The sequence below is a fragment of the Kaistella yananensis genome (genome assembly GCF_026107505.2).
In the GTDB taxonomy this organism is placed as follows: domain Bacteria; phylum Bacteroidota; class Bacteroidia; order Flavobacteriales; family Weeksellaceae; genus Kaistella; species Kaistella yananensis.
Genome location: NZ_JAPCHZ010000004.1, coordinates 191,175 through 207,058 on the forward strand (window position 1 = coordinate 191,175; position 15,884 = coordinate 207,058).

A 15,884-nucleotide genomic window follows, 5' to 3' on the forward strand; every position below is an offset into this window, starting at 1 on the left:
CGGTTTATTATTGTTAAATTTGAGGTCAATTTTTATAAAAAAAATTCTAATGAGAGACAAATTCATTAAGTGGGGAAGCATCATCCTCATCTTGGTTTGGGTAACTGCTTTGCTGATAAAAGCGCACTACTGGATTCCAATCTTATTAACGGCAATTTATGCTTTGGGAATTTATAACAGTTTTCAGACAAAACATGCCATACTCCGTAACTTCCCTGTACTGGGATATTTCAGATATTTCTTTGAAGGAATTTCACCCGAAATGCAACAGTATTTCATCGAACGGGAAACCGATGGAAAACCTTTCCCCAGAAACCAGCGCTCTGCAGCTTACCGCCGTTCAAAGAACATCAGCGACACCGTACCGTTTGGTACTCAGTTAGAGATTAATCAGAGGAAATACGAGGGAATTAAACATTCAATCTACGCCAAATCACCAAAAGAAGAATTGCCAAAAGTTTGGGTAGGCGGTGAGCAGTGTACCCAGAAATATCACGCTTCACTTTTTAATATTTCCGCCATGAGTTTTGGCTCTCTTAGTGACAGAGCGCAGATCTCGCTGAACAGAGGAGCAAAGAAAGGCGGTTTTTACCATAATACAGGCGAGGGTGGAATTTCACCTTATCATCTGGAAGGCGGCGATTTATGCTGGCAGATCGGTACGGGATATTTCGGTTGTCGGGATGAGGAAGGGAAATTTTCCCCTGAAATTTTCACTAAAAATGCGACAATCCCTAATGTGAAAATGATTGAAATCAAGATTTCACAGGGAGCAAAACCAGGCCACGGTGGTGTATTACCAGGCGCTAAAAACACACCCGAGATTGCTGCAATTCGCCATGTACGTCCGGGAATGACGATTATATCTCCACCTTCCCATTCCGCGTTTTCAGATGCGGCCGGACTGTTGAAATTTATTCAGCAGCTGAGAGACCTTTCGGGTGGTAAACCGGTAGGATTTAAACTTTGTATTGGTGATACTAAAGAATTTGAAGATATATGCGTACAGATGAATGTGCTTAAAATTTATCCGGATTTTATCACTGTTGACGGCGCAGAAGGGGGTACAGGAGCCGCACCTCCGGAATTTTCTGACGGCGTGGGGATGCCGCTGGAACCCGCTTTGATTTTTGTAAACACAACACTGAAAAATTTCAACCTCCGCGATAAGGTAAGGATAATTGCAAGCGGAAAAGTTCTTACTTCCCTTGATATTTTACGAGCGATCGCAATGGGAGCAGATATGTGCAACAATGCGCGTGGATTTATGTTTGCGCTGGGTTGTATTCAGGCATTACGATGTAATACAAACAACTGCCCTACAGGAGTTGCAACTCAGGACAAGATGCTTATTAAAGGGCTGGATGTTACGGATAAAAGCGAGCGAGTTTATCATTTCCATAAAAATACACTTCATACCTGCAACGAGCTGATTGCAGCTGCCGGAAAAGATTCTTATGATGAGGTGGATGCTACAATGTTTATGAGAGGCGATGAGTTCGATCATCTGTCGGATGTTTATTTCCCGGACATTTTGGGAAATGTAAAGCATAAATCTACACCTTATTAATTAAGTGAAATTTAGAAAAAGTCCGGTAAATAATTTTACCGGAATTTTTTATGATTTCCGTTCAACGCGAAGTTCTTCGAGATAAGATATTTTCAAAGCGTCATAAAGTGATCTCTTGCTTACCATTAAAGAGATGAGTGAAGAAACCATGCCTGCAAGCATCAAATGGAAGATAAGCGAATGTCTGTCAGTCATTTCGAGGACAATAATTGCCGAGGTAAATGGAGCTCGTGTAATTCCTGTAAGAAATGCCACCATTCCTCCCAAAATTACCACGTTGGTTTCGTTGGGTGTTAAATGAATCCAGCCCGATATTACAGATCCTACACTGGCTCCCGCTGAAAGTGCGGGTGCGAAGATTCCGCCTGCGCCACCAGAAGTGAAAGCCAAAGCCGGCCCAATCATTCTGAAAATGGGCATATACCACGCTTCATGTTTATCATCGGTGAAGAGCGTTCTTTCCATAATTTCTTTTCCTGAACCCAGAATCTCCCTATTTACAAAAAATGCTAAAGAGGCTATAATTAAAGCAGAAATTACAAGAAAGATAATGTTGCTGCGGTCTGTTTTCAATCTTTTCTTCCATGAATTAATGGCGAGCATCAGAACCGAAAGCTGACTGGCTAAAATTCCTGAAATTCCCGCCACCAAAATGACAGGAAACATCACCATAAGACTTACATCGCCAGTTTTAGGATACCCCAGATAAAGATAAGAACCTGCCAGTGTTTGCGCTGTTAATCCTGCAATAATTACCGCCGTAAAAAGTGCAGTTTTGAAATAGTTGATATGGGTTTTAGAAAGTTCTTCTACAGCGAATACAATTCCACCAAGAGGCGTATTGAATGCCGCCGAAAGACCTGCCGCCGCACCCGTCATAATCATATTTTTTTTGGATATTTTTGGCCACCATTCTGGCAAATATTCATTGACTTTCCGGAATACAGAACCGGCAATTTGAATCGTTGGACCTTCACGACCCACTGCTCCGCCACCGATCACCAACGCCACGCTCGATAAAATTTTGAATAAAATAATTTTCAGGCTTAAAAGATGACGGATTTTGGTATGTTCTTTTGGGTTAGCGAGTTCTACAGCAGCCATAACCTGCGGAATTCCGCTACCTTTTGAATATGGCGCAAATTCTTTTACAAGCCACCAGGACAATACGAAACCAATAGGAGCGATAATGAAAATCATCCACGCATTCCAATCGATAATAAAATTCATCAGTTTTTCTCCCCAGGTGAAAAGTTTCGCGTACATTACTGCTAAGACTCCGGTAATCAGTGATCCGATCCAAAACGGAACCGCCTGCAGCAGATTATGTTTCAGTTTTTCATTTTGGAGGTTATCAAAAGATTTTTTAATACTGTGTCGCAGATAAACAAAGATTGGGTGCATTAAACAAATTTATCATTTTATATTCAATATAAAAATGACTCAATAGCGTTAAAAAAAAGAATCCGGTAAAATAAATTACCGGATTCTTAAAAATATGTTTAGAAATCTTATGCTTCTTCAGCAGGAGTTTCTTCAACTTTCTTTGGAGCTGGGGCTGCTTTTGGGGCTGCCGGTGCTGGTGGAGCGTCAGATACGATATCGAATTCGTAAGTGTGCTCTACATTTCTGTGTAAACGGATTTGAGCAGCAAATTTACCTGTTCTCTTAATGGTGTTTCCAGGGATTTTGATGTATTTTTTGTCTACTTCAACACCTGCTTTAGCCAATTCTTCAGAAAGGTTTGCGTTGTTGATAGATCCGAAAAGTTTGTCACCTGCGCCTACTTTTGTAGCAATTGTGATGTTTGTTTTCTTCAACTGCTCAACGATAGCGTTTGCGTTTGCGATCAATTTAGCTTCTTCTTCTTTTCTAGCTTCCAAAGTTGCCTCTAGATTAGCTTTGTTTTTTGGAGTAGCCAAAAGAGCTAAACCTTGTGGTAACAAGTAGTTTCTTGCATACCCTGGTTTTACGTTTACCGTATCAAACTCTAATCCTAAGTTTTCTACGTCTTTTTTTAGAATAATTTCCATTGTTGTTGTCCTTTTTTATTTAGAAGTTAGGCGTTTTTGTAAAACAACCAACAACTATTTTGTTTTATAATTATTTTAATAAATCCGCTACGTAAGGCATCAAAGCAAGGTGTCTTGCTCTTTTGATTGCAGCAGAAACTTTTCTTTGGTATTTCAAAGAAGTTCCAGTATATCTTCTTGGTAAAATTTTACCTTGCTCGTTTACGAACTGAAGAAGGAATTTTTCATCTTTATAATCAACATGCTTGATTCCGTATTTTTTGAATCTACAGTATTTTTTTTCAGATTTTGTGTTAATATCTAGTGGAGTAAGAAATTTTACTTCAGATTCACCTCCAGCAGAGGCTTGTTTAGCCATATCATCTATTGCCATTGTTGTAAATTTTTAGAGGGTTAAAATTAAGCTTTCGCAGTTTTTACTTTGTTTCTTCTTGTTACTGCGTAGTCTACAGCGTGCTTGTCTAATTTAGTAGTCAAGAATCTGATAACTCTTTCATCACGTTTGAAAGCAAGTTCTAAATCTGCAACTACACTTCCTTCGCCTTTAAATTCGATTAAAGTGTAAAAACCATTCTTTTTCAATTGGATTGGATAAGCCAATTTCTTAAGTCCCCAATTTTCTTTGGCAACGATTTCGCAATTGTGTGAAGTCAAAAGATCTTCGAATTTTTTTACTGCTTCCTCCACCTGTGCGTCAGATAGAACGGGAGTTAAAATGAAAACAGTTTCGTAATTGTTCATAATGTTAAATAAATTTGTTAATTATTTCGAGGTGCAAAAGTAATAATTATTTCCTAAAGTAACAATATTTCAGTAAAATAAATAAAAAAGGTCTGCATTGCTGCAGACCTAAATTTAATATTGATGAAGTTTCTTACTATTTCTTGATTACCTTAATCGATTTGGTTTCATTTTCCATTTCGATATTTACCACATAAACTCCAGGTGCAAGTTTAGATAGGTTAATCTGCGACTTAGAAGCATTCAGTGAGTATGTAGAAACAACTTTTCCGGTAGCATCAAATACTGATACAGATTTTACTTTGTTAGGAGATTCTATATTCAACATTTCAACAACAGGGTTCGGATAAATTTTCACTGCATTCTTCATATTGTCGTTTACGCCCAGTGAAGTCACATTTAGGGTATAATCTTCAAGCTGTCCGAATGACGCATTAGCACAAGGATCCAGATAATTTGTAGTTCCGAAAATTTTCTTCACTCTCATTCTGGTGTTACCCAGTACCGCATCGGAAGGAACGGCCAGTGACTGTACTGCCTGTACGTTATCAGTTCCTGTAGAGTTGGTAATGGTTTGCGTAATTTGATATACTTCTCCCGCATCATTTAAAATACCGTTTTGATTCCAGTCAATAAACACTGCGAATCTGTTGACCCAGTTTCCGCCGGTATTTCCTTTCAGGGTGATGTCATAAGAGCTTCCCTGAGTCACGTTTCCAACGATAGTTGTAAAGTTCTCGTGATCCGGAGTTCCGTTGAGGGTAGGTGATGTTTCGTTATTGATTCCTGCAAAATTTACTAAAGTAATTGGCTCTGTGTTCGAAGTTATAGAAACAGGGCCACAGTAAGGGGCGAACGGGTTTGCTGCGGTTGTGAATGAGAATTCTGTACATCCTGTAGCATCACCTGCTCCGTTTTTAGAAATAACCCTCCAGTAATAAGTGGTTGAAGGTGCTAAGCCAGTAGCAGAAGTGGTTGTTCCCGGCACATTTCCTAATAAAGTTGTTGGATTAGGAGAAGTCCCTAGATAAACATCGTAACTGGTTGCTGCCGTACCGCTAGTAGCTGCTGTCCAAGTTAAAGTGACAGGCGCGGTATAGTCTATACCTGCAGCTGCATTGGCTGGAGAAACAAGTGTAGGACAATCTGGTGGCGAAGTAGGAGCAAGCTGCACCGAAATATTATCTACCAACAATACAAATTTGTCATTTGAATTATTCACAAAAGCAACACGAACTGTAGTTCCTGAATATGCACTAAGATTTGCAGTTCTGGTAGTCCATGCAGGATTTTCAGCGGCAGTATCGAATAATGTTATGGTAAAATCCGATACCGTATTTCCGCCGTTGGGCGCCAACATTACTTTGTATCCGTCCGGATATGCAGGATCCTGAGCTTTGGAATCCCACTGAAGGAAAGTATTCCCGGCAGGAAGAACGATTTGTGGTGATACCAACCAATCATTAGAGGTTCCGGCAGGATCATACCACGAGGAGCTTGCTGCTGCAAAATCATTGTCTGGTCCACCGTAATTAGGTGTTGGCCCACCTCTGTTCTTTCTAATCCACGCACCAGCGTCAAAATCTGATACAGCTTCAGCATGGCTTTGTCCATCAACATCAATTAATGTCCAGGCACCAAAACCAGGGCCGGCTCCGTCAAAATTTTCCTGAAAAACCTGCGCGGTTCCAGAGAATGGGATTGCCAAGAAGGAGGCAAATAGTAGAATTTTTTTCATAAGAAATTTAATTTGGTTAAACTTACCTTCAAAGTTAAGTATAAAAAAATTAAATCACCAATAAAAATTGATTATTTATTGCAAATTCATATTAAATTTGATTAATAATTACTAGTTTCATACGAGTTTATGATTTGGATCATACCTTGCGCGCGCAATCAAAAAATAAAATCCCTCATCCGAGCACAAGCCAATTCGTTGGTATTACACCATTGTAAAAAATGTTCCAGCTTGTCTTCCATCTTTCTGCCTGAATTGTATTTCCGGTAGAACGGAATCTTGAATTGATATTTTTCGAAGTCGGTAAACTGCCAGGAATTCAGGTAAATAAGAATGAAATCTTCATTCTTCAATGTTTCAGTGACCATGTTCTGATAGAATTTCAGCGGAACCATCTGGAAAACAAAATCGTTATATGGTATTTGCGAATAGGGCGAGATGCTTTCCGGTATAATGCTTACGCCATTTTCCTCGATGATTTCAGTGCTTCGCTGCAGCCTTTTCAGTGGGAAAAGTATGTTGGCATTCTCGATATTCGAAATATAGCTGAATTCTAGTTTTTTCAGTGCATCTACAGAAAGGTTGACTTCTTTCTGTCTTATTCCACGGATAAGTTTTTCGGTGAAAGCCTCAGTTAATTGTTTAGCAGTTTCAATTTCTGTGATGTTGGAATCTGCGTTATAAAGAGCAATTTCATGACCTTTGCTGATTATTTTTTTTATCAAAGGCTGTACAGTAACCACCAACGAAATTTCTATAAAAAAAGTCGCCAGAATGTTATTATTTTCTAAAATCCTCAGAACTGAAGAAACGTTATCGATGGTGATTTCTGTAATCTCCCCATCATTAAGCCGGTAATTGTTTTTAAAATCACGCTTATTATTAATGATGTTGAAGGTTAATAAAATCATTAAAAGTTATTTGCCGAGTTTTACTTTAAGATTTTTTAGCATGTCTTTGGTCATCTCGGTAATCCCGAATTCATAAGTTAAACCCCAGTCTTTTTTCGCAATAGAATCATCAATAGAAGCCGGCCACGAGTCGGCGATAGCCTGGCGGAAATCAGGTTTGTAATCAATTTCAAAATCCGGCATTTCATTTTTAATTTCAGTTGCAAGCTCTTTAGGTGTAAAAGATAATCCACCCAAATTATAGGAAGTACGAACAGTTAAATTTTCTTTTGGAGCTTCCATTAATTTCAAAGTTGCATTAATAGCGTCATCCATGTAAAGCATTGGCATCGCTGTGTTTTCGGAGATAAAACTGGTGTATTTTCCCTGTTCTACGGCTTCATAAAAAATTTCTACTGCGTAATCTGTTGTTCCGCCACCTGCGGGAGTTTTCCAGGAAATTAAACCCGGATAACGGATGCTTCGCACATCTACTCCAAATTTGTCATGATAGTATTCGCACCATTTTTCACCGGCCATTTTCGAGATTCCATACACGGTGGTAGGATTTAAAACCACATCCTGACCCACATTTTCTTTCGGAATTCCTTTCCCGAAAACTGCGATCGAACTTGGCCAGAACACCTTTTTCACCAATCCTTCCTTTGCCATCTCGCAGAAGTTCAGAAGCGGTTCTACATTGAGTTTCCAGGCAAAAAGCGGCTGTTTTTCAGAGGTTCCGGAAAGCAGAGACGCCAGGTGATACACGGTTGTAATTTCGTAATCCTTTACCACTTGTCTCACAAGTTGCGTATTCGAAACATCCATTCTTTCATAAAAACCCGCTGTAGTAAGGTTTTTGTCCCAACGGTCGAGTCCCGAAGCAATTACATTTTCAGCGCCATGAATTTCAACTAATCTGTTGGTGAGTTCGGTGCCAATCTGTCCCAGCGCACCGGTGATAAGAATTTTTTCCGTGTAGGATTCCATTTGTAGAATTTAGAAATTGATTTGAGCAAATTTAAAAAATTAAAAGAATTTTCCCGCCAGAATTCGCTAAATATTATTGTAGGCAACATTCTCCGTTTTCTGTTGCTGTTATTTGCTATACTTCGCTGCATAAAAGGAATACAACTGAAAGGTTCGCGGCTGACGATATCAAACAGCTTTTCGGAATTGAAAGCATTTTCTTATTTTTGAGGAAATTTCCGACATGAAAAAAACGCTGTTTCTTCTCATCATTTCTTCCAACTTTGCATTTGCTCAGTTCACCGATATTAATATTATTAAAGAAATCCGTACCAAAGACAAGGGTTTGGTCGTTTCGGCACACCCACTGGCAAGTGAAGCCGGCGCAAAAGTAATGAAAATGGGAGGAAATGCTTTTGATGCAGTAATCGCTGCGCAATACGCTTTGGCAGTGGTTTATCCACAGGCAGGAAACATCGGTGGCGGTGGATTTTTAGTTGGAGTAAAAAATACCGGTGAGAAATTTACCATCGATTTTCGGGAAACTGCGCCTGCAAAAGCTTCCCAAGATATGTACCTCGATAGAAAAGGAAATGCGAACAGCGATTTATCTCAAAACGGAAGATTGGCCGTGGGAATTCCGGGATCTGTTGCCGGATTTTATGCAACCTTAAAGCATGCAAATCTTCCCATGGAAAAGCTTATTCAGCCTGCGATTGATCTGGCAGAACAGGGTTTTGCAATTACCGAGAAAGAAGCGAGTCTGCTTAATAATCAAATGAAGTATTTTAATGATCACAATAAAGTAGCTACAGTCTTCCAAAGAATTACAGCCTGGAAACAAGGTGATATTCTGATTCAGAAAGATTTGGCTGAAACGCTGAAACTGATTCAGAAAAATGGTGCAAAAGGTTTTTACGAAGGTAAAACGGCCGAACTGATCGTCGCAGAAATGAAACGCGGAAACGGTATTATTACTTTAAATGACCTTAAAAATTATAAAGTTGCAGAAAGAAAACCCATCGTTTTCAATTATAAAGGCAACGAAATCGTTTCCATGCCTTTGCCATCAAGTGGCGGAATTTTACTGGCTCAGATGCTGAAAATGTCGGGCTACGAAAATTTAGAGAAATATCAGCAGAATTCCACCGAAGCCGTGCAGATTATGGTAGAAGCGGAAAGACGTGCTTTTGCCGACCGGGCAGAATTTATGGGCGACCCGGGATTTATTACAGACAAAACTTCGATGCTTATCTCCGATGAGTATTTAAAAAACCGTTGGAAGAGTTTCAATATAAATAAAGCTACGCCAAGTTCTGAAGTTGGCAAAATAACACCGCAACCTAAAGAATCCACTGAAACTACACATATTTCGGTGATTGATAAAGAAGGTAATGCTGTTGCAGTCACTACAACGCTCAACGGTTTGTACGGAAGTAAAGTAGTGGTAGCCGGAGCCGGATTTTTCCTGAATAACGAAATGGATGATTTCTCAATAAAGCCCGGCGTTCCTAATATGTTTGGCGCTGTGGGCGGAGAAGCGAATAAAATTGAACCTGGAAAAAGAATGCTTAGTTCCATGACTCCAACGATTGTTATGAAAAATGGCAAGCCCTACATTATTGTGGGTACACCTGGTGGAACTACGATTCCTACATCAGTTTACCAGTCGATTGTAAATATTATTGATTTTAAACTGAGTCCGGCAATGTCTGTATACGCACCAAAATTCCATCATCAGTGGTTGCCTGAAACGGTAATGGTAGAAAATAATTTCCCTGAAACAACCCTACAGAATCTCGAAAAGAAAAACTATAAAATTGAAAGGGTTCCGCAAATAGGCCGTACAGAAATGATTGTAATTGATGAAAACGGAAATGCTACTGCCGTAGCCGACGGGCGTGGTGATGATTCTGTAGCAGTGGAATAGATTATTTACCGGCAAGTTTCCTCAGCATTCCGTTGAAGATTAAACCGTGAAATGGTAAAACCGAATACCAGTAAAGTCTACCTGATAAACCAAGCGGGCGGAACGTCGCTTCCTGATGAAGAATTCCGTCCTTGATTTTAAATTCGAGCCAAGCCTCCCCGGGGACTTTCATTTCGGCAAAAAGGAGCAGACGTTTTTCGTCTTTGTCAGCATACAGAACCCTCCAGAAATCTACAGAATCGCCAGCTTCGAGTGAATTAAGATTTCTGCGTCCGCGCCGTAGCCCAACACCACCAAAAAGTTTATCCAAAAATCCCCGTATCTTCCAGAGGAAATCTGCGTAATACCAACCCGTTTTCCCTCCGATGCTGAAAACCCTTGCCGCGGATAATTCCTCATCATCAACTTTCATTTCGCGGATGTCTTTAAAACAGCCTTTAGTAGGAACTTCAAGATATTGCCATACGTTTCTGGCATGAAATGGGCTGCTGAAGGAATCGTACCAACTCGAGAGTACATCATTCTGCTTGATTTTATCAAAAGCCTGGCGAATTGCTTCTTTGTAAGAAAATAATTCGATCCCGAGATCTTGTGCTAACGTATTTTTTTTGGCAATGACATCTATTTTCATGCTATCGACCAGGTTTTTAGCTAAAGAATATGTGGTGCTGGTAATAAAATAAAGCCAATACGAAGAAAGTTGCGGAGTCATTACAGGTACCGTGAAAATTGTTCTTTTCAAACCGCGGACTTCCGCATACTGCAGGAGCATTTCTTTATAAGTTAAAATATCTGTTCCCGCGATATCGTAATCTTTATTGTAAGTAAAATCTTTCCCTAAAATACCTACAAGAAACTGAATCACATTTCGGATTGCAATCGGCTGGCATTTTGTTTTCAGCCATTTCGGAGCAATCATCACCGGGAGTTTTTCAACCAAATCACGGATGATCTCGAAAGACGCGCTGCCGGAACCTACGATTATTCCTGCGCGGAGACTCGTAAACGCGTATTTCTCACTTTTCAGTGCTTCTTCTACGTTTTTTCTGGACTGAAGATGTTTTGATAGTTTTTCTTCATTGATGATTCCGGTAAGGAAAATAACCTGCTTTACTGCCGTTTTCTCTAACGCATTTCTGAAATTTTCTGCCGAAATTTTCTCCATTTCTTCAAAATCTTCTGCGCCGGAAGACATGGAATGAATCAGGTAATATGCGTAATGAATGTCTTTTGGAATATTTTCTAAAGAAGCCGCATTCAGAAAATCATTTTCAATAATTTTTAACTGATGCAGATGGTTTTGAAAAAGTTTCGTACTGAATCTTTTTTTGTCTCTCACAGAGCAAACTACGGTATGACCTTCTTCCAGTAACTGTATCAGAAGTCTTTTGCCAATATATCCTGTAACGCCTGTGAGTAATATTTTCATTATTTAATGATTTCTTCTAAAATTTTATAGCGGCTTTCAAATATAAATTTCACCTTGTTCCGTACGGCTTTTCCTGCAATTAAATCACCAAAGAGGCCCAAAGGCATTTTAAAATTCACAATATCTGTCATTTTTACTTTTCCGTCCTGCATTTCGGCGAAATGATGTTCGTGATGCCACATCGCATACGGACCGAACCGCTGTTCGTCTACGAAAAATTTCTCTTTCACCAGATGCGTAATCTCCGTAATCCAGTTGCTTTTTACCAAAGGAAAAATGCCGATTTTGTAGGTGATAATCTGTCCCTGATAGGTCTCTGAACCTGGATTATTTGTGATATGAAAATTCATTTCATCAGGAGTAATTTTATCCAGATTTGTAGGAACGGTGAAGAATTCCCAGGCTTCTTTCAGCGAAATAGGGAGAATCTGTTCTGAAGTCAGTGTATAAATTCCCGACTGTTTGGTGATTTTAATTTTCATCTGTTCTGCTGGGTGCTGGCGGATACTTCCATTTTCTTTTAAAATATTCAAAAACTAAAACAATACTGTACAAAAGGGTGAAACAGTAGAAACTGTCTTCCAGAGGCATGGTTCCTACGCGGATTCCGAGGTTTTCAGTATCATCGTAAAAAACGACTGGATTTTCGGAATAATTGCCTGTCAACGCATTATTAACAAAATAAAACGGAATGTAAATGACGATAAAACTAAGGTAAAACCGTCGCGCATCCTTCCATTTGTAGATGATCTGGAGCAGCATCAGTAAAGCAAAAAGACCGAAGCTGCATACCGTATAAATTTTGTCGTAATTTAAAACAGCAACAGAAAAACTCACCACAAAAAGGATGTACGTAATCCATTTGGTAATGCCTTCATTCAGAATAACTTTAGGAATAAAATACTCCAGAGAGTAATGAATAAAAACACTGGCGTAGGGAATGAGCAGGAAAAAAAGGTATTCTTCCAGCGGCATATTGAAAATTCTGAATCCGATTAAATATTCATCATTAAAACCCCAGACTTTTTCGTGCGTAAAATAAATATCCCATGCGATGAAGAACAATCCGACCAATAAGATTGCTGAGAAAAAAGCTTTCCAGTACTGGATGAAGTGCATTCTTTTCCGCTCGAAACTGAAGAGAAAAGGCACAGAAAAGCTTAGGATATCGAGTAATAAATAGTAATAAGACTGCAAGATTTTAGTTTTTATGAAGTTGATAATTTAGCTTCCCGGAAATATTTCAACGGAACGAAAAGCATTCCGAAGCATTCGCCGTCTTCTTTTCCTAAATGTTTGTGATGAATTTTATGGGCTTTACGCAAACCCCTGAAATACCAGTTATTGGTTTTGTCGAACCATTTAAAACGGCGGTGAATCAAGACATCATGAACTAAAAAATAGCCCATTCCGTAAAGTAAAATCCCCAATCCTACAAAAAACATCCAGTTAATTTCGCCACGGGTTCCAAAGTAAAACAACAGAATACTCGGAATCGCAAAAACCACGAAAAAGAAATCGTTTTTTTCGAAAATATGTGGATAACCCGGCTGGTGGTGATCTTCGTGAAAATACCAGCCCAAGCCATGCATGATATATTTGTGTGTAAGCCATGTAACGCCTTCCATCGAAACGAAAACCAGCAGTGTGATCATGATATAAAGTAAGGTTTCCATTGTTTTTAAAGTTTTAGGTGCATTTTAATTCTTTTGATAAGATCTTCGTCTTTCGATTTTTTGTACTCTGCTAAAATAAAGGTTTTATCACTTTTCAGATCTTTGTTATATCCTAAAAAAGCCGGCGTCTGTTCCTGTGAAATATATCGCATAAAGCGAATTTCCAGATTATTAGGATCTTTATTTACCGCATTTTCGAGTGCCTTTTTACCTTTGTTGAAATACGAATACTTGCTGAGCGGATTCATTGCATGTTTCGCCATAAAGAAATTACCGACTGCATAAAAGGCTTCGTAAATTGGTTTTTTAGTTTTGGTGTAAGCCTCCTGGGAGGTTGCGATTAAGGTTTTTGTCGCAGTTTCAGAATTTTCTCCTTTCTGTAAAAGCAATCTGAAATCTGATAAATCCTGGCCGTAACACATCATAGCAAAAAAGAAAACCAAGGTTAAAAAAACTTTTTTCATTATTGAAATTTTCAAACTAATTTTAAGTTTTTATTAAGGACCATTTCCCCGAAAAGATATATTTTTCGCGCGTTGGAAACCCTGATTCTTTTCGTTAGCAGGAGTTCGGGTTTTGTTTTGCGTATTTTTTTGAAGAGGTTGATGTAATATTTATACGCCATGAAAACTGCAATTCTGCTGGAAATAGGGAGCATCTTGATTCCGATGAATGCATGCGCAAAATCTTTTGCAATGTCGGCTTCAATTTCCTGCTTAGCCTGCGAACTGAATTTGCTGAAATCTACATTCGGGAAATACATCCTGTTCAAATCATTATAATCTGCGCTGATGTCTCTCAAAAAATTTATTTTCTGAAACGCTGCGCCGAGACTTTGTGCGTAAGGCTTCAATCTGTTATATTCTTCTACATCACCATTCACAAAAACCTTCAGACACATTAAACCTACCACTTCGGCTGAGCCGTAAATGTATTCGTTGTACTTTTCATCATTAAAGTTTTTAATATCGCCCAAATCCATTTTCATGGAATGGAGAAAAGCATCCACCAGATGCTGCGGAATGTTTTTTTCTTTCTGCGTTAAACAGAAAGATTGCAGTATAGGATTGAGAGAAATACCGTTTTGGAGTGCTGAGCGGTAACTTTGCTCAAATTCTTCCATAAGATTCGCTTTATCATAATCGTGGAAGGTATCTACAATTTCATCCGCAAAACGCACAAAACCATAAATGTTATAGATGTGTTGTCGAATTTCAGGCTGAAAAAGGGTAGAAGCCCTGGAAAATGAGGTGCTGTATTTTTCAGTCACTAACTTCGAGGATTGCCCGCACACTTTGTTGAAAATTTCTAAGTTATTCATCGTTTCTGCTTTTATAAAATTCGGTTTGTGTTCTTAAGGATATAATCTGTAACTACTTTTCCGGAGATTAATGCCGGTGGAACGCCGGGTCCCGGAACCGTGAGCTGACCGGTGTAAAATAGGTTCTTGATTTTCTTATTGTTAATTCTTGGTCTTAAAACTGAAGTTTGCAACAATGTATTGGCAAGTCCATATGCATTTCCGCGACAAGAATGATAACGTTCTTTAAAATCGTTTACGCCGAAACTTTTCTTGAAAATAACCGAATTGCGGAGGTTTTCTCCAGTGTTTTTTTCAATTCTGTCCATAATCAACTCAAAATACACATCGTGAATTTCCTTTGAATCCTCAAGATCTACGGCGACGGGGATCAGGAAGAAGCCGACTTCTTTACCTTCTGGACAAAGGCCGTCATCAGTCTTACTCGAAAAATTGGCATAAAAAAGCGGTTTTTTAGGAAGTGTTTTGGTGTCATAAATCTCTTCCGCATGCTGTTCAAAATCAGTATCAAAAAATAAATTATGATGCTGAAGCTGCGGAACTTTCCTGTCAAAAGCTACATAATATAAAAAGGAAGAAGGTGCAAAGGTTTTTTTCTGCCAATAATCTTTGCTGTAATTCTGCACCGTATTTTTCAAAAGGGTTTCGGTGTGGGCGTAATCTGCTCCTGAAATTACAATGTCTGCTTTAAAAACACCGTTTTTAGTCACTACTGCAGTTGCACTGTTATTTTCTGTTCGTATTTCTGTAACCTCCTCATTTACTTTAAATTTTACGCCCAACTCTTCTGCAAGTTGATGCATTCCCTTTGCTACAGCATTGAAACCGCCTTTTGGATACCAGGTTCCCATCCCGAAATCAGCATGGTTCATAAAATTGTAAAAAGCCGGCGTATTATTCGGTTTTGCTCCTAAAAATAATACGGGGAATTCCAGAATGCTTCTTAGTTTGGGATCTTTAATATTTTTTCGCACGGTTTGGGAAATGTTTTGCACGAAAAGCGGAAGTCTTTTGGCCGTCTCAACACTTACAAGCTCCAGAATCGATCTGCCGGGATTGTAAACCAAATCCTGCATTGCGATCTCGTAATTCGCTTTGGCTTTTTTCATGAAATCTCTTAAGTGTTTGCCACTTCCGGGTTCGATGTTTTCGAAAGTTTCGATGATTTCCTCCGGCTTGTCTGAAATGTCGATGAAGTTATCTTTGCCAAAATATACTCTGTAGCCCGGCGAAAGTTTCTCCAGCTGATAGTAATCTGTCACTTTTCTACCGAAATCTGCAAAAAACCTTTCGAAAATATCAGGCATCCAGTACCAGCTCGGTCCCATATCGAACTTAAAGCCATTAATCTCCAGCAAAGATGCACGCCCGCCAACCTGTTCATTTTTTTCTAAAACAGTAACGGTATAGCCTGCACTGGCCATATAACATGCGGATGCTATCGACGAGAAACCTGAACCAATAATAATGACTTTTTTCATAAACCTGAAGTAATAGAACAAAAGTATACTTTAATTTTCAAATTAGAAAATAAATATACTAATTTTGTAATTCAAATTATCAATAGTAAATATATTTAAAAATTTG

General features: G+C 39.0%; 16 protein-coding genes. 2 read left to right on the forward strand and 14 right to left on the reverse strand.

The genetic code is table 11. The annotated features are described in order from the left end of the window. Positions 1-49 precede the first annotated feature (49 nt). On the forward strand, positions 50-1,570 hold the full coding sequence (locus OK344_RS07890; protein WP_265144284.1) for an FMN-binding glutamate synthase family protein: 1,521 nt from the start codon (positions 50-52) through the stop codon (positions 1,568-1,570). 48 nt (positions 1,571-1,618) lie between these two features. On the opposite strand, the gene OK344_RS07895 is transcribed toward OK344_RS07890, so the two are convergent. The 7 genes from OK344_RS07895 to OK344_RS07925 form a co-directional block, all read right to left on the reverse strand. Beyond that, positions 1,619-2,974 carry a chloride channel protein gene (locus OK344_RS07895; protein WP_265144285.1) on the reverse strand — a complete coding sequence of 452 codons (1,356 nt, stop codon included), beginning with the start codon at positions 2,972-2,974 and terminating at the stop codon, positions 1,619-1,621. Positions 2,975-3,081: 107 nt separating this feature from the next. After that, positions 3,082-3,603: a 50S ribosomal protein L9 gene (gene rplI / locus OK344_RS07900; protein WP_088469333.1), complete on the reverse strand. Its 522-nt coding sequence runs from the start codon at positions 3,601-3,603 to the stop codon at positions 3,082-3,084. A gap of 70 nt (positions 3,604-3,673) precedes the next feature. Next, on the reverse strand, positions 3,674-3,976 hold the full coding sequence (gene rpsR / locus OK344_RS07905; protein WP_031503984.1) for a 30S ribosomal protein S18: 303 nt from the start codon (positions 3,974-3,976) through the stop codon (positions 3,674-3,676). A gap of 26 nt (positions 3,977-4,002) precedes the next feature. Beyond that, complete coding sequence (gene rpsF / locus OK344_RS07910; protein ID WP_265144286.1) at positions 4,003-4,344, reverse strand: 30S ribosomal protein S6; 342 nt, start codon at positions 4,342-4,344, stop codon at positions 4,003-4,005. A 136-nt stretch (positions 4,345-4,480) separates the two neighbouring features. After that, complete coding sequence (locus OK344_RS07915; protein ID WP_265144287.1) at positions 4,481-6,082, reverse strand: T9SS-dependent choice-of-anchor J family protein; 1,602 nt, start codon at positions 6,080-6,082, stop codon at positions 4,481-4,483. A 158-nt stretch (positions 6,083-6,240) separates the two neighbouring features. Continuing rightward, on the reverse strand, positions 6,241-6,993 hold the full coding sequence (locus OK344_RS07920; RefSeq protein WP_265144288.1) for a polysaccharide deacetylase family protein: 753 nt from the start codon (positions 6,991-6,993) through the stop codon (positions 6,241-6,243). Positions 6,994-6,999: 6 nt separating this feature from the next. Next, complete coding sequence (locus tag OK344_RS07925; RefSeq protein ID WP_265144289.1) at positions 7,000-7,962, reverse strand: NAD-dependent epimerase/dehydratase family protein; 963 nt, start codon at positions 7,960-7,962, stop codon at positions 7,000-7,002. Between the two features lie 223 nt (positions 7,963-8,185). Here OK344_RS07925 and ggt point away from each other — a divergent pair, with 223 nt between their 5' ends. Beyond that, complete coding sequence (gene ggt / locus OK344_RS07930) at positions 8,186-9,871, forward strand: gamma-glutamyltransferase (protein WP_265144290.1); 1,686 nt, start codon at positions 8,186-8,188, stop codon at positions 9,869-9,871. 1 nt (position 9,872) lies between these two features. Here the strand turns inward: ggt and OK344_RS07935 are convergent, their stop codons facing one another. From OK344_RS07935 to crtID, 7 genes are read right to left on the reverse strand one after another with little or no spacing between them, the layout of a single operon-like run. Next, positions 9,873-11,300: an SDR family oxidoreductase gene (locus tag OK344_RS07935; protein WP_265144291.1), complete on the reverse strand. Its 1,428-nt coding sequence runs from the start codon at positions 11,298-11,300 to the stop codon at positions 9,873-9,875. Then, positions 11,300-11,782 carry an SRPBCC family protein gene (locus tag OK344_RS07940; protein ID WP_265144292.1) on the reverse strand — a complete coding sequence of 161 codons (483 nt, stop codon included), beginning with the start codon at positions 11,780-11,782 and terminating at the stop codon, positions 11,300-11,302. Before OK344_RS07940 ends, OK344_RS07935 begins: the two co-directional genes overlap by 1 nt. Further along, on the reverse strand, positions 11,772-12,497 hold the full coding sequence (locus OK344_RS07945) for a lycopene cyclase domain-containing protein (RefSeq protein WP_265144293.1): 726 nt from the start codon (positions 12,495-12,497) through the stop codon (positions 11,772-11,774). The genes OK344_RS07940 and OK344_RS07945 overlap by 11 nt, the downstream gene beginning before the upstream one ends. Positions 12,498-12,508: 11 nt before the next feature. After that, on the reverse strand, positions 12,509-12,976 hold the full coding sequence (locus OK344_RS07950) for a sterol desaturase family protein (protein WP_265144294.1): 468 nt from the start codon (positions 12,974-12,976) through the stop codon (positions 12,509-12,511). 5 nt (positions 12,977-12,981) lie between these two features. Next, entirely contained in the window at positions 12,982-13,440 is a 459-nt protein-coding gene (locus OK344_RS07955) for a hypothetical protein (RefSeq protein WP_265144295.1), read from the reverse strand. A gap of 11 nt (positions 13,441-13,451) precedes the next feature. Continuing rightward, on the reverse strand, positions 13,452-14,297 hold the full coding sequence (locus tag OK344_RS07960; protein ID WP_265144296.1) for a phytoene/squalene synthase family protein: 846 nt from the start codon (positions 14,295-14,297) through the stop codon (positions 13,452-13,454). A gap of 11 nt (positions 14,298-14,308) precedes the next feature. Beyond that, positions 14,309-15,778, reverse strand: coding sequence for a bifunctional phytoene desaturase/3,4-desaturase (crtID, locus tag OK344_RS07965; RefSeq protein WP_265144297.1), 1,470 nt, complete (start codon positions 15,776-15,778; stop codon positions 14,309-14,311). Positions 15,779-15,884 lie beyond the last annotated feature (106 nt).

What these genes read in the sequence shown, in the direction of transcription:
- OK344_RS07890 (WP_265144284.1), top strand. Translation starts at nt 50, where the DNA reads ATGAGAGACAAATTCATTAAGTGGGGAAGCATCATCCTCATCTTGGTT.
- OK344_RS07895 (WP_265144285.1), bottom strand. Translation starts at nt 2,974, where the DNA reads ATGCACCCAATCTTTGTTTATCTGCGACACAGTATTAAAAAATCTTTT.
- rplI (WP_088469333.1), bottom strand. Translation starts at nt 3,603, where the DNA reads ATGGAAATTATTCTAAAAAAAGACGTAGAAAACTTAGGATTAGAGTTT.
- rpsR (WP_031503984.1), bottom strand. Translation starts at nt 3,976, where the DNA reads ATGGCAATAGATGATATGGCTAAACAAGCCTCTGCTGGAGGTGAATCT.
- rpsF (WP_265144286.1), bottom strand. Translation starts at nt 4,344, where the DNA reads ATGAACAATTACGAAACTGTTTTCATTTTAACTCCCGTTCTATCTGAC.
- OK344_RS07915 (WP_265144287.1), bottom strand. Translation starts at nt 6,082, where the DNA reads ATGAAAAAAATTCTACTATTTGCCTCCTTCTTGGCAATCCCATTCTCT.
- OK344_RS07920 (WP_265144288.1), bottom strand. Translation starts at nt 6,993, where the DNA reads ATGATTTTATTAACCTTCAACATCATTAATAATAAGCGTGATTTTAAA.
- OK344_RS07925 (WP_265144289.1), bottom strand. Translation starts at nt 7,962, where the DNA reads ATGGAATCCTACACGGAAAAAATTCTTATCACCGGTGCGCTGGGACAG.
- ggt (WP_265144290.1), top strand. Translation starts at nt 8,186, where the DNA reads ATGAAAAAAACGCTGTTTCTTCTCATCATTTCTTCCAACTTTGCATTT.
- OK344_RS07935 (WP_265144291.1), bottom strand. Translation starts at nt 11,300, where the DNA reads ATGAAAATATTACTCACAGGCGTTACAGGATATATTGGCAAAAGACTT.
- OK344_RS07940 (WP_265144292.1), bottom strand. Translation starts at nt 11,782, where the DNA reads ATGAAAATTAAAATCACCAAACAGTCGGGAATTTATACACTGACTTCA.
- OK344_RS07950 (WP_265144294.1), bottom strand. Translation starts at nt 12,976, where the DNA reads ATGGAAACCTTACTTTATATCATGATCACACTGCTGGTTTTCGTTTCG.
- OK344_RS07955 (WP_265144295.1), bottom strand. Translation starts at nt 13,440, where the DNA reads ATGAAAAAAGTTTTTTTAACCTTGGTTTTCTTTTTTGCTATGATGTGT.
- OK344_RS07960 (WP_265144296.1), bottom strand. Translation starts at nt 14,297, where the DNA reads ATGAATAACTTAGAAATTTTCAACAAAGTGTGCGGGCAATCCTCGAAG.
- crtID (WP_265144297.1), bottom strand. Translation starts at nt 15,778, where the DNA reads ATGAAAAAAGTCATTATTATTGGTTCAGGTTTCTCGTCGATAGCATCC.